Genomic DNA, 13321 nt, shown 5'->3' with positions numbered 1-13321 from the left:
AAAAGTATAACTTGCTCATAGTTCTCACTATTTTGACTTACTCAACCGTCATTTACTTAAGATGAATTGTAATCTTTAGTTTAACCGAAATAGAGAATAGTCTATAAAAGCCCTCTGGCTTTAATCTCAAGATAAGTATTAATAGTATCTACCGTCAAGGATTCGGGTTTGGTAAGAATGCTGTAGATACCACGTTTCCGGAGTTCATTTACAATACGCTTCTTTTCGTATACAAATTTTTCGGCAATGGTTTTTTCAAAAATTTGTCGGGTTGATAAGGCTGGTTTTTCTAAAACTTCCGTAAGTTCCGTATTTTCAAAAAAGATGACCACCAATAATTGATTTTTGGCGATAGCCTGTAAATAAGGTAACTGCCGATAGAGTCCATCCAGGGTTTCAAAGTTGGTGTATAACAATAGAAGTCCGCGTTGTTTTAAATTTCTTTTAATATCTACGTACAAACGCTCAAAGTCCGATTCGGCAAAATCCGTTTGGATGTTATATAAGGTTTCAATAATACGCTGCATTTGGCTTTGTTTTCGATCCGCAGGTATTAGATTTTCTACTTTTCGAGAAAAGGTAAACATCCCGGCTTTATCTTGTTTTTTTAAAGCAATTCCGGAGATGACTAACGTTGCATTGATAGCATAATCCAATAAACTTAATTGATTAAAAGGCATTTTCATCACTCGCCCGGTATCAATAATAGAATATACCGGTTGCGATTTTTCATCTTGGAATTGATTGACCATAATCTGGTTGCGCTTTGCCGTTGCTTTCCAGTTAATGGTTCTTACATCATCTCCGGGAATATATTCTTTAATTTGTTCAAATTCAAGGGTATGTCCGATCCTTCTTATTTTTTTAAAACCGTAACTTTTTAATCGATTGGTAAAAGCCAGAAATTCGTATTTTTTTAATTGAAGAAAAGAAGGGTAGGTAGGTACCATGGTTTCCTTAGAAAATTGTTGTCTTCTAATAACCAACTGTAAAGCAGAAGAAACAAAGATATTCAAAGAACCAAAATGATACTCTCCCCGTTCCAGAGGCCGTACTTGATACTGAATTTCCTTAGTTGTTCCTGAAGCCTGAGAAATAGATCTTGAAAATTCCCTTTGCTGAAATTGCACGGGCAATTCGTCTATAATATTTAAAAAACAACGGAAGGAAAAGGTATTTTGTAATTCAATCCGAACCGTATTGTTATCTCCATTTGACAACCGATCCGGAAGCGCTCGTTTTGCCTTAATTCCCGTTTTATTTCGATACAATAATATAATGTCAATAATTAACAAGCCCATTAATAGATAAAATAGCATTTGTGCTACAAAAAATAATCCCGGGAAAAAATAGGATATAATAAATAATACGGCAATGCTAAAGAATGCTGTAAAGAACCGGGTGGAAAGATATAGGCTTTTAAAAAACTGCTTCAATTATTTAGGGATCTCGATGGTTTCAATAATTTGACGTACGATGCGATCAGTCGTAAAACCTTCCATTTCCCGCTCGGGGGTTAAGATGATACGATGTTTTAAAACGGTGGGAGCTACATTTTTTATGTCATCCGGAGTTACAAAATCCCTTCCGTTAATAGCTGCCATGGCTTTTGATGCTATCAAGATGGATAAAGATGCCCTAGGGGAAGCTCCTAAATATAAGTTGGCGTTATCCCGGGTACGATGTACGATAGATGCGATATAGTGCATCAGGTTTTTTTCTACAATAATCTGCTGAATCGTATGTTGATATTCCGCAATTTTTTCTGAAGTTAATACGGAACTAATTGACATCGTCGGGTTTTCATCTTTACGCTCGTGTTGCCCTTCCAGGATTTTAATTTCTTCTTGTAATGAAGGGTAACCCACATCTATTTTAAATAGAAAACGATCCAGTTGTGCTTCGGGTAAAGCGTAAGTTCCTTCTTGTTCGATCGGATTTTGTGTGGCAAATACTAGGAAAGGGGCTTCCATACCATACTGCTTACCGTCAATGGTAATTTGTCTTTCAGCCATGGCTTCAAACAGGGCTGCCTGAGTTTTTGCCGGAGCCCGGTTGATCTCATCAATTAGGATAATATTAGAGAAGATCGGGCCTTCTTTAAATTCAAACTCCGATGTTTTTACATTAAAAATAGAAGTTCCCAAGATATCGCTAGGCATCAGGTCCGGAGTGAATTGAATACGGCTAAAATCTACGTTCATCGTTCTTGCCAGTAATTTAGCAGTTACCGTTTTAGCCACACCCGGAACACCTTCGATAAGCGAATGTCCGTTTGCCAAAATGGAAATAATCAATAATTCAATAAATTGATCCTGACCTACAATTACTTTTCCTATTTCGTCCTTAATTTGTTGTACGGCTTCCTGCAAAGCCGTTAAATCAATACGATTATTAAACTGTAGTTCGTTTTCTTCAGAAGAACCGGAAGTGTTGATATCTATTTCGTCCATAATTAGATGCTGAAATCGTTCATTTTTTTCTGTAATGTAATTAAATCCTGTTCAGTACAGTGTTCTTTTTTTTGCAATACTTTTATAAATGCTACCAGCTCCCGGGTGATATCCGGAGAATTATTAGATTTCAAAGCCAACTTTTTAATAAAGGAAGTCGATAAATCTTCGGTAGGTAAGTATAAAGTGCTTCTTACCTTTTCTAGGAAGTAGGTAATTTTCTTTTCTATGATGCTGGTATATTCTTTCTGTTGAAAATATAGATCCGCAATGGTTTGAGTAAAAGTAATTGTAGTGTTTTCCAAAGGTGGTATTACTTGGATAATTCGTTGTTTCCGTTTTCCTTTAATAATGACAAAAATAATTAACCCAAATAATAAAAGGTAGTACGCCCATTTTAACGGAACTTGGCTTAGTACATACCGCATGGGTGAGTTAATTACTTTACGTCCTGTCTTAAAATAGTCATCCCAAAAGATTATTGGATGTGTTGTTGCAAAGGACATTGTAGTCGCAGCATACCTATTGGTATTTTTTAAGAGGTAGTAATTTGTGAAAACTTCGGGTACGGTATGTAGAAATAAATATCCTTTACCTTTTCTAACTTTTATAAAGTTAGTTGTCTTTGCAGCTGCATCTACTTCGTTTGTAACTACGGACAAGGTATCCGTGAGTTCTTCCTGATCTTCTACCTCTTTAATTTCTTCTTTAAAATAACCTAAAACTGTGGTTTGAAGCGTATCAAAACTTTTAAAAGTAGTCTTATAAACACCCCTTTTTAATGCTGGTGGTTGTTCTAATTGCGTATGTTCCGAATAAAAATTAGGATAAACTTCCTCTGCTAAGAAGGTGTAGCTAATTTCAGTTTCTACCTTTAGCGAATCCGCAAAGTAATTTCCGAAGTAATGAGAGGAGATAAAGACATGGTTTCCTTTTTCAGCAAAATCCATTAACTGAAGGTAGGATTGTTTATCAATATTAACCGTATTATTGATAAAAACATAGGTTGCATTTTTTGAAGTAACAGTATCTTCAGAATTTAACAGGAACTCAAAAGGATTCCGATTGATGATTTTAAAATTCTCCCCTTTGTGTAATTTTTTAAGCTCTTCGGTGACAACATACCCTCCGTAAGGTATTTTATCAAAAGAAGTATAGCTGGGACTCCAGTTAATGGGAGTGGGGCGTACTACCTCAATGATGATTATGGTTAGGATGGCAATACCTAAAAGAATACCTATATTTCGTGTTCTTTTATTCATAGCTATCCGGTGATGCGTTTTAATTGTTCAAATGAAGATTGTGCCAGTTCAAAACCATTTTGATCAATTTCAAATTCCCCGTACCAGATATATTCGTAGGCATAAGAAATCTTTTTAAAAATATTTTTAACCTGTATATTTTCGATTTCGCTTACATAATCCTTATTGGTTTTTTCAGCATGAAATTGAATCCTATTTTTTAAACTTAACTGTTGTAATGTTTTTAGATAAAGAAACCGGATAGCCAATCTGTAATTTTTATCAGAAAGGGCTTCGTTTAATAAGTTGTCAAGGTCTAATTGATCAATATCTTCTTCATTAAATACTAAGGGTTGTACGGAAACTTCCTTTTTTTTAAAAAAAGAAACCGCTTCTTTACCCACTAATAATGTTACTATAAAATAAATAGCAGCTGCAATTAATAAAATATAGATAAAGCTTGTAACCAACTTCTGGATTCCCGGGGGAAGGTTAATCCCAAACAAATCCTGTAGACTTCGGAACAACCAGTTGATAGCTCGTTCTAAAAAGTTCTGATTGACAACTTCTTCTACCGGGTATTTAAAAGCATCATCCGTATAAATTTGTGATAAATCTTCAGTAAAAGATACGATGGACGTTTTACTGCTGTCCAAGGCTACCGAGGTACTATCCTGAGTACTGAACCATAACCCGGGATGCATATTTTTACTACTAAAGAATTCTACTACCATCTACCTATTCTAAGCCTATTTGCGAGATTCGTTCTCTGGTTTTTACATTGTATTTCTCTTCGTGTAAGGTAAAGTATAGGATACCATTTATAAATTGAGATAAGGATTGTGCATATGCTGCAACTACTAAAAAAGCGCATAATCCCAGGGTATAGATAATTTTTGAAAAGGCAGATTCGGCAAGATTAGTTTCTGAATACAATGCATGATACTGGTAGATACCCACGATAAACCCGGGGATCATTAAAACCATAATAATAAGTATACCTACCAGTATACCCAGTATAAAATTAACTCCAATACACTTTTTAAAATTGGCAGTTAACAATTCCATTCCTTTTGAATAGGCATCAATAGGTGCTACTCCCTCAGCAAGTAAAACCATGAAGGAGATACCCAACCAAGCTGATAAGGCAAAACCAAAAATGTATTGAATAATTGCTCCAATGATCGGTATAAAGGCTAAAATTATAGAAGCTACACCGTAAATTCCATAGATAAGAAACAATAATAAAATAAAGACTATAATATGTCCAAGCCGGGAACTTATAAAACTCCAAACCTTCTTGTTTTCAACCATAGTCCCGTTTGCTTTTTCATAAGAAATCATATAGGCAGAGGCCAAACTGTAGTTTAAAGCTGCTACCGCAATAAAAACGAAGATCAGAAATAAGAATCCAACTCCCAGATATATGAAGGACTCTGTGCTACCACCCCCGGTACCATCAAAACCTCCGGTATGATCTATTAGTCCAATAAATCCGGTTACCAATAAATAACTAATACCTAGTAGTAATAAAATGAAGATACCATTATAACTGATAAAAAGAGAGGTAAACGGCTTTACATTTTGTTTAAAAAAGGTAAAATAATCTTCAACTATAGCACCAAAATTTCGCCGTTGCCTAAGTTCCATATAGTTTTGTTGCATTCTTTCTTTTTAGGTAAATGGGGTAAAAAATATAATAAAATAAAATCAGGCTTAAGGAAGCAAAGATAATAAATAGGGCTAACCCAACCGGCATATTTGCGTACCTGGTAATAAAGCCCTCTATAAACCCAGCTATAATAAAAAACGGAATAGTGCTGACTACAATTTTTAAACCATCTTTTGCCCCTTTCATAAATGAAACCCGGCGTGAATAGGTACCTGGGAATAAGATGCTATTGCCCATAACTAGCCCAGCACAACCTGCAATAATAATTACCGAAATTTCAATGGTACCATGTAACCATACAGATTTAGATGCTTCAAAAAGTACACCTTTGGTATAAAAAAAAGTCATAAAGGCACCTAACATAATGCCGTTTGAAAACAAAATATATCCCGTACCAATGGATGTAATCACTCCAAAAGCATAAGCTAAAAAAGCAACCCTAATATTATTTATAGTAATTCCTAGAAAAGAGCCTACCATACTTCCGCTCTTATAGATAGCAGTAGGTTCCCCTTTTTCAATATTAGCAATCGTTTCATTCACATATGCATCCCCAAGGATTAAGCGAACAAAAGAGGCGTCGTGTAAAGCAGAAATACTACCGATTGCGCTAGCAGTTACAAAAATGATAAATGCATATAACAAGGTCTTGTGGTATTGGTAAAAAAAGTTGGGAAATTCCGTTTTCCAAAAAGATAGTACTCGGTTTTTACTTTCTTTTTTATTACCGTAGATTTTTTGATGTGCTTGTGACGCCAGGGAATTTAAGTATGCCAGGGTTTTGCTTTCCGGATAATAGGTTTGTGCATAGGATAAATCATTAGTAAGCTGAATATAATAGGTAGCCAGACGGTCCGGATGTAGTTGTAATTTATTGGTAATGGCTTTCTCAAATGCAATCCATTTTTCTTTATTTTGCCTGACAAAAGCAGCTTCTCGCATTTACTAATTATATTTGATACTGTATAAAGATAATGACTTCTTAAACAATGGCAAATTTAGCAATCAATACCACTCAAAATGTTAACCTGAATTATAAAACGGTAAGTATCGGTGAACGGGCGCTTGCACTTCTAATTGACATTGTAATTTTCTGGTTGTATTTTATCGTTATTGATTTTGTCACCGGATTAGTAGGAGAAGCTTTTAGTGATCGTTGGACCGTACTGGGCGTTCAGTCTTTATTAATGCTACCTGTATTTTTTTATTCGTTGTACATGCACCTGTTATTTAATGGTCGTACGGTTGGTAAAATGATATTAAAAATAAAAGTAGTACGGGCAGACGGTTTGCCACCCCATTGGAGTCATTATATGATTCGATGGATGTTACGTCTGGTGGACATCTGGTTATTTTTTGCGGCAATTGGTATTTTAAGTATCTTATTTAGCGATAAACATCAACGATTAGGAGATGCTGCCGCCGGAACTATTGTTATTAGTACCAAACAAAAGACAAAAATTTCGCATACCATATTAGAAGAAGTTGAAGATACCTACGAACCGAAATTTCAAAATGTAACTTCGCTAACTGATAAGGATGTACGTTTAATTAAGGAAACCTATCGTATTGCCAGACGATCACAGGATCTTAAGACCTTATCATTACTTCGTACCCGGGTAGAAGAGGTGCTCCATATCAAATCAGAATTGTACGACCGACAATTTTTAGATACGGTACTTAAGGATTATAACTATTTTACACAAAAGATGTAGGGGAGATGGGCTTCGAGGGCTTCGAGAGCCTCAGCCCCTGGTTTAGTTTGTTAGGCACTAGCCAGAAGGCATTAGTTATTAGTTACTTAGTCTAAATTCACTTGTTTCCATATTTATAACTTTGAATCTCTAATGTTAAGTAAATTCATAATTCTACATTCTGAATTCATAATTGGAAAAACTTCAGCCTTTGGTTTAGTTTGTTAGGCATTAGCCAAAAGGCATTAGTTATTAGGTTTTATTTTAATGAGATAGGGCTTCGATAGCCTCAGCCCTCTTTTCAAGTTACTAAGTTATTGAGTCATATTGTTTAAATTCACTTCACTCAACACTTATAAATTTGAATTTTTAATGCTAAATTAATTCATAATTCTTCATTCTGAATTCTTAATTAAAGAAGCCTCAGCCCCTGGTTTTATTATATGTATTGAATTAAAATTCAACATATAAAATTGTGGATACCACTATGTAAGATTGGGTAATTGTTTGGTAGTTAATAACTTATTAACCTAATAACTTAATAACTACTATAAAATAACCAGTAACCTAAATAACTTCTGCCTAGTGCCTTGTGCCTATAAAAAATAGGGCTTCGAGAGCCTCAGCCCACTGCTTCGAGAGCCTTAGCCCTCTTTTTTAGTTATAAAGTTATTGGGTTATTAAGTTAAAATTCACTTGTTTCCCAATTTATAACTTTGAATTGATTCATAATTCTACATTCTGAATTCTTAATTAGAAAAACCTCAGCCTTTGGTTTAGTTTGTTAGGCATTAGCCAAAAGGCAATAGTTATAAAGTTTTTAACGTCAAGTTGGATAGTTTGTTAGAAACTGTCAAACAATATTATGAGAGATCATGAATAACCCGGTAACTCAATAACCTAATAACTGAGTAACCCAATAACTGAGTAACCTAAATAACTTCTGCCTAGTGCCTAGTTAACTAAAAATCACTCTAACACCTCCACTTTAATATCAATATTCTCCTTAGGCCATTCGCTGCTATCTACCGGGACTTTATTTATTTGATCTACGACATCCATTCCGCTGATCACTTCTCCGAAGATGGTATGTTCTCCGTCCAGATGATGCGCTCCGTTTTTTGCAACGACAATAAAAAATTCAAAGGGCGTAGAGCGATTAGACGGATTATCTACCCACTGCTTGGATAGGGCTACACTACCTCTTTTATGCGTTTTACCGGGTATCTGCTCCTGCGGTATGGTATAATCGTCTCCAATCTCAAAACGTTTGTGTGCCATTTGATCCCGGTCGCTATTACCTCCCTGTATGACAAAATCCTTAGCTACCCGGTAAAAAAAGGTTTCGTCAAAATACTTTTGTTTGGTTAAATATAAAAAATTAGCCCGGTGCAAGGGGGTTTCTTTATACAAACGGATATCAATAGCTCCAAACTTGGTTGAAACACGAACCTTTGTCTCTTGGTTTTCTTTTCCGTAGATTGTTAAAAATTCCCGCATGTTTTTATTGGTTAGTTTAAACAGGGTAGTATCTTCCTGATTGCCACTTTTTTCCACTTCTAGAGTAGTGGTTTCTTCGCTTTGTTGAGGTAAAGAATCTTTTAATTTTGTTACTAATGGCTTTTGATCCTCCTGTTTAGTTACTTTCTTTTGAGTATCTTGGCAGGCAAAAAATAACAGGTTTAGTCCTGAAAAGATCAGTAAAGGCAATTTGTAAAATGACATTCGAACAATTTAAACAATATCTTCCAAAAATAGAGAAAATGTCATTACCGGGGGTTAAAGCCCATGCAAGTTTGGTTTCTACAGACCGAAAAAAAGAACTAGAATTAATTAATCCGGTATTAAGGAATCCCAGGAAAGCGGGAGTATTACTCTTAGTATTTCCTAAAAATCATAGGGCTCACATCGTACTTATACAACGTCCGGTGTACAAAGGGGTTCATTCTGCTCAAATTGCTTTACCAGGCGGAAAAGTTGAAAAAGAGGATTCCTCTTTAGAACAAACGGCCTTACGCGAAACCTGGGAAGAAGTGGGAGTACCTCCCGAACAGATAGCATTGGTAAGGGAAATGACCAAGGTTTATATCCCACCATCTAATTTTTGGGTGTATCCTTTTTTAGGGTACGCCGACCGCCAACCACAATTTAAAAGACAGGAAGAAGAGGTAGCAGCGGTTTTAGAAATTCCTATTGATAGCTTGCTGGATGAAAGTAATTTAACTACACATCGTACCGGTAAAGCAGATATCAGAGATGTAGAAGTACCTTCTTTTAATTTAGGCGGACATATGGTTTGGGGAGCAACTGCCATGATGCTAAACGAGTTTAAAGTGTTTTTAAAGACCATTATAGCTTCCTGATTTTGTATATTTGATTTTTCTTGACTACAGATTTAGATGGTTGAGAGTTCCGGTTTTGCTTAAAGGCTATTTAGAATTTCACATAGAGCACACACTATAAAACCGGTAGAACTTTAAAAAAACTTATGGGGTTATTCAAAAGAAACGCCTTCGGACATATTTTATTTATCAAAAAATGGTTAATCAGAATACTGGGAGGATTAACCCATCGACGGTTTCGGGGTTTTAACGAATTGCAAATTGAAGGTAGTGAAGTGATTAAAAATCTACCGGATACGAATGTACTATTTGTCTCCAATCATCAAACGTATTTTGCAGATGTGGTCGCCATGTTTCATGTATTTAATGCCAGCCTGAGTGGTAGGGTGGATTCTATTAAAAACGTGGGGTATTTATGGCATCCTAAAATGAATCTATATTATGTAGCGGCAAAAGAAACAATGAGAGCTGGTCTACTGGCGAGGATTTTGGCTTATGCCGGGGCAATTACGGTGGAACGTACCTGGAGGGAAAAAGGTAAAGATATTAACCGACAAGTAAAAATGAGTGATATCACTAATATTTCCAAAGCATTGGAAGATGGTTGGGTAATTACTTTTCCGCAGGGAACAACAAAACCCTTTAAACCTATCCGAAAAGGTACCGCACATATTATCAAACAGTATAAACCAATTGTGATTCCGATTGTCATTGATGGTTTCCGGCGTTCTTTTGACAAGAAAGGAATTCGGATTAAAAAACGAAATATATTGCAATCCATGGTTATTAAAGAACCCCTGGCAATAGATTATGAAAATGATAGCATCGATGAAGTAGTTAGTAAGCTGGAACATGCTATTGAACAACACTCTTCTTTTTTAAAAGTAATTCCGCTGGAAGAATTAGAAGCTGAAGAAGAATTAAATAAAAAAAGACAATGGGAGTATTAATGTTCGTTTCTGGATTTCTTAAATGATATACCAGACTTTAAAAGTTTATCTGCTTTTTTCAGTTGAATATTAAAAATAATTACCCTAACCATTCTTTAAAGCTTTTTACCCGGTCTCGGGCGACAATGACTTCTGCTTCTTGATACGAGTTTAATTTTAGTTGTAGCCGAGAGTTGGTATAGGATATAATATCTTTGATAGCATCCAGATGCACATAAAACTTTCTATTAATCCTAAAGAAGTTTTGAGGGTTTAACTGACCTTCCAGAGCGTCCAGGGTTACATCAAGCAAATAATTACGCCCGTTTTTTGTATGGAGATAAGTTCCTTTATTTTCAGAATAAAAACATTCAATATCTTGCACTGCTATAATTTTTAAATGTTGTCCGACTTTGACCGTAAATCTTCTCTTATAAGTAGGTTCTGCAGGTTGATTTAACAGCTTTCGGATTTCTTTAAAATCCATGTGTAAAGTGTTCACTGGGGTAGCTTGATTCTGATATTTTTGAATGGCAGCTTCCAGTTCTTCATCATCAATGGGTTTAAGCAAGTAATCGATACTATTTAACTTAAAAGCACGAAGCGCGTATTCATCATAGGCTGTTGTAAAAATGATAGCACTGTTAATAGTTACCTGGTCAAAGATTTCAAAAGATAATCCATCACTTAATTGTATGTCCAATAAAATCAGATTAGGATGCTCGTTATTTAAAAACCATTCAATGGATTCTTTAACCGAATGTAAAAGGATGGTCTTGGAAATGCCCAGGTTTGCCAGCATTCGTTGTAATCTACGAGCAGCTGGTTTTTCGTCTTCAATGATTAAAACATTCATAAAGCTATTTTAGGGAGAGTTGTTTTCCTTTTTTCCAAATGTATTCTATACTATTCAAATTGGTTATGTCCTCCAAAGGATTTTTTATAAGTACTATAAAATCAGCGTCGTATCCTGCTTTAAGCTTTCCAATATCTTTTAATTGAAATTGTTGCGCGGTATAAGATGTAGCGCTTTTTAAAGCGTCTAAAGCGGGTATTCCAGCTTCAGTAAGTAATTGTATCTCTTTGTATAAATCCGTTCCGTAATTAATATTAGCATTGGGTGGGTCCGTTCCTGCCAGAAGGGTAACTCCAGCATCATATAATCGCTTAATTTCTGCTAATAGAAATTGTTTTACTTTTTCTGTTTCTTCCTCAGTTTTTTGGAAATAGGCTTTTTGAACCAAGATATTCGTTAATAAGGTAGGAATGACAAAAAAGGTTTTTTGATCAGTTAGTTCTTTAAGCATTTTATCCGGAATTTGTTGATCACTCCAGATATGAACCAATCCATCAGCTCCATTTTTTAATACCTGGTAGCCATCGTCCATTTTTGATACATGCACTACTACCTTTCTATTGCTTTTATGGCTTTCTTCAATTATTGCCTTTACCGTTTGATGTGAGAGTGTTGTCTTCCAGGGTTCTACGATTACTTTGATATAATCCGCTCCATTAGCTATCCGTTCTGTGATAAAGGCTTTTGCATCTTCCGGTTTTTCGAGTGTGGGAACCGGAAAACCATATTGTGTCCCGTGTCCGCCAGGAGCAGTAGCTGCAAACCCTGCTTTAAAATACCGAGCATACCCCGTAGAATCTTTATATTTGACCAGACCGGATTGAGAAGGTTCATGACCGTGCATATCTAAAACGGAAAGAACTCCTGCCTTTGCTGCTTGTTGTAACGAACCTAGACCCCAGGCATGTACATGCGCATTAATCATACCGGGTATTACAAACTTACCCGTACCGTCAATTATAGTGTCTACTTTTTTTGCTGATTTACCTATTTCAACAATTTTTCCGTTTTCAACCTGTATCACGGTGTTTTTGATGACCTGATCTCCATCAAAAAGGGTAATATTTTCGATACGTAAAGAAGATTGTGCCGTTAGGGTTATAGAACCGCAAACGTATAAAAATAGTAGTAGTTTCATAAGTTGTTTTTTCAGATGAAGGTTTTAACTGTAATAACGAGTGTCCGGTAAAGATTCAAGATCGCTATCGCTTCTAGAATCAAGACTCAAGACTAATTATTATCACATTGAAAATCAGTATTATAAAATTATCGATGTCAAGAAAATAAATTACTTTTAAAAAAGTAAAATAGCATCCTCTAAATATTTTAAAGTTTGGAATCACTTTATTTTACTATGCTTTATCAACTATTATTTATTTTAACCGGAAATTGATAAATTGTAATAAATAGTGAGCGACCGAAGCCCTTTGGATTTGTAATTATCATTTATCTACCTGAATACTAATTGTTAGGAAAACAGTTATACAACTATTCCCATAGATTCGTATTCTGCTCTTGCTCCATATATTCCCTAATTTTACGCTGTTCCCAATCTTTACCTAAAAAAGGAAGGATTTGAAAAGTTTTCATAGCATGAAAGGCTACTCCGATTCCCCAACCTAAAGCTCCCCACAAGAACCAGGGGTAATCCCATTGATTTACGTAGTAATTAAAACCGCCGAAAAGAAAAGTAAATATTAGATAAGAAATCAAATTTTGATAAAACGCTTTCTCTTCTTCAACCCTCTTTTTAGCGAGGTAGTATTTTTCTGTTTCATTTTGGATAGGTGGTATCATATGATGTCTATTTATAAAATTTGTATTACTTACAAAGTGTCTTCTTCCATAAATTGTTTAATCTTTCGTTCTTCCCAATTTTTACTAAAAAATAAGTTTTGATTAAAAGTTCTTAAACCATGTATAAGTAGTCCGATCCCCCAAAAAAACGGGGATACATAAAAATTCCATTCCATCCAGCGTTGACTAGAAAAGTCAAATTTGGAATTCACCAGCATTATAAATATATTGATAACTATAAAGATGATTAAGTGGTTGTAAAATTTTTTTTCTTTAATCACCCGTTCTTTTGCCAGGGCATAAGCAGCTTCTTTTTTTATTTGATTTTCCATGATAG

The 13321-nt window shown here is 35.2% G+C and carries 14 protein-coding genes; 3 read left to right on the top strand and 11 right to left on the bottom strand.

From position 1 onward, the window contains the following. Positions 1 to 101: 101 nt before the first annotated feature. The 6 genes from NBT05_RS15505 to NBT05_RS15480 are packed head-to-tail and all read right to left on the bottom strand — an operon-like array spanning position 102 to position 6308. On the bottom strand, positions 102 to 1436 hold the full coding sequence (locus NBT05_RS15505; protein ID WP_265770797.1) for a DUF58 domain-containing protein: 1335 nt from the start codon (positions 1434 to 1436) through the stop codon (positions 102 to 104). Beyond that, positions 1437 to 2453 carry an AAA family ATPase gene (locus tag NBT05_RS15500; RefSeq protein WP_265770796.1) on the bottom strand — a complete coding sequence of 339 codons (1017 nt, stop codon included), beginning with the start codon at positions 2451 to 2453 and terminating at the stop codon, positions 1437 to 1439. It lies immediately after the preceding gene. 2 nt (positions 2454 to 2455) lie between these two features. Then, the gene (locus NBT05_RS15495) at positions 2456 to 3715 is read right to left on the bottom strand and encodes a DUF4350 domain-containing protein (protein ID WP_265770795.1); all 1260 of its coding nucleotides are present in this window, start codon (positions 3713 to 3715) and stop codon (positions 2456 to 2458) included. Between the two features lie 2 nt (positions 3716 to 3717). Next, positions 3718 to 4428 carry a hypothetical protein gene (locus NBT05_RS15490; RefSeq protein WP_265770794.1) on the bottom strand — a complete coding sequence of 237 codons (711 nt, stop codon included), beginning with the start codon at positions 4426 to 4428 and terminating at the stop codon, positions 3718 to 3720. 4 nt (positions 4429 to 4432) lie between these two features. Beyond that, a complete protein-coding gene (locus NBT05_RS15485) occupies positions 4433 to 5359 on the bottom strand; it encodes a hypothetical protein (RefSeq protein WP_265770793.1) in 927 nt (308 codons plus the stop codon). Next, positions 5334 to 6308, bottom strand: coding sequence for a stage II sporulation protein M (locus NBT05_RS15480; protein WP_265770792.1), 975 nt, complete (start codon positions 6306 to 6308; stop codon positions 5334 to 5336). The genes NBT05_RS15485 and NBT05_RS15480 overlap by 26 nt, the downstream gene beginning before the upstream one ends. Before the next feature lie 47 nt (positions 6309 to 6355). On the opposite strand from NBT05_RS15480, the gene NBT05_RS15475 reads away from it, so the two are divergent. Next, positions 6356 to 7081, top strand: a complete 726-nt coding sequence (locus NBT05_RS15475) for an RDD family protein (RefSeq protein WP_265770791.1) — start codon at positions 6356 to 6358, stop codon at positions 7079 to 7081. 948 nt (positions 7082 to 8029) lie between these two features. Here the strand turns inward: NBT05_RS15475 and NBT05_RS15470 are convergent. Next, positions 8030 to 8785, bottom strand: a complete 756-nt coding sequence (locus tag NBT05_RS15470) for a peptidylprolyl isomerase (RefSeq protein ID WP_265770790.1) — start codon at positions 8783 to 8785, stop codon at positions 8030 to 8032. On the opposite strand from NBT05_RS15470, the gene NBT05_RS15465 reads away from it, so the two are divergent. Both NBT05_RS15465 and NBT05_RS15460 read left to right on the top strand, forming a co-directional pair. Further along, positions 8779 to 9423: an NUDIX hydrolase gene (locus NBT05_RS15465; protein ID WP_265770789.1), complete on the top strand. Its 645-nt coding sequence runs from the start codon at positions 8779 to 8781 to the stop codon at positions 9421 to 9423. The two genes, NBT05_RS15470 and NBT05_RS15465, sit on opposite strands and share 7 nt — an antisense overlap. A 125-nt stretch (positions 9424 to 9548) precedes the next feature. Beyond that, complete coding sequence (locus NBT05_RS15460; RefSeq protein ID WP_265770787.1) at positions 9549 to 10352, top strand: lysophospholipid acyltransferase family protein; 804 nt, start codon at positions 9549 to 9551, stop codon at positions 10350 to 10352. Between the two features lie 79 nt (positions 10353 to 10431). Here NBT05_RS15460 and NBT05_RS15455 read toward each other — a convergent pair whose 3' ends face one another. The 4 genes from NBT05_RS15455 to NBT05_RS15440 all read right to left on the bottom strand — a co-directional run bounded on the left by NBT05_RS15455 (position 10432) and on the right by NBT05_RS15440 (position 13316). Beyond that, positions 10432 to 11187: a LytR/AlgR family response regulator transcription factor gene (locus NBT05_RS15455; RefSeq protein ID WP_265770786.1), complete on the bottom strand. Its 756-nt coding sequence runs from the start codon at positions 11185 to 11187 to the stop codon at positions 10432 to 10434. A gap of 4 nt (positions 11188 to 11191) precedes the next feature. Beyond that, positions 11192 to 12325, bottom strand: a complete 1134-nt coding sequence (locus NBT05_RS15450) for an amidohydrolase family protein (protein ID WP_265770785.1) — start codon at positions 12323 to 12325, stop codon at positions 11192 to 11194. 350 nt (positions 12326 to 12675) lie between these two features. After that, entirely contained in the window at positions 12676 to 12984 is a 309-nt protein-coding gene (locus NBT05_RS15445) for a 2TM domain-containing protein (RefSeq protein WP_265770784.1), read from the bottom strand. A gap of 29 nt (positions 12985 to 13013) precedes the next feature. After that, positions 13014 to 13316 (bottom strand): 2TM domain-containing protein, encoded by a 303-nt coding sequence (locus NBT05_RS15440; protein ID WP_265770783.1) that lies wholly within the window; start codon positions 13314 to 13316, stop codon positions 13014 to 13016. Positions 13317 to 13321 lie beyond the last annotated feature (5 nt).

Origin of the sequence: Aquimarina sp. ERC-38, assembly GCF_026222555.1 — a bacterium.
Classification (GTDB): Bacteria; Bacteroidota; Bacteroidia; order Flavobacteriales; family Flavobacteriaceae; genus Aquimarina.
This window is presented reverse-complemented; position numbering and strand designations above follow the sequence as displayed.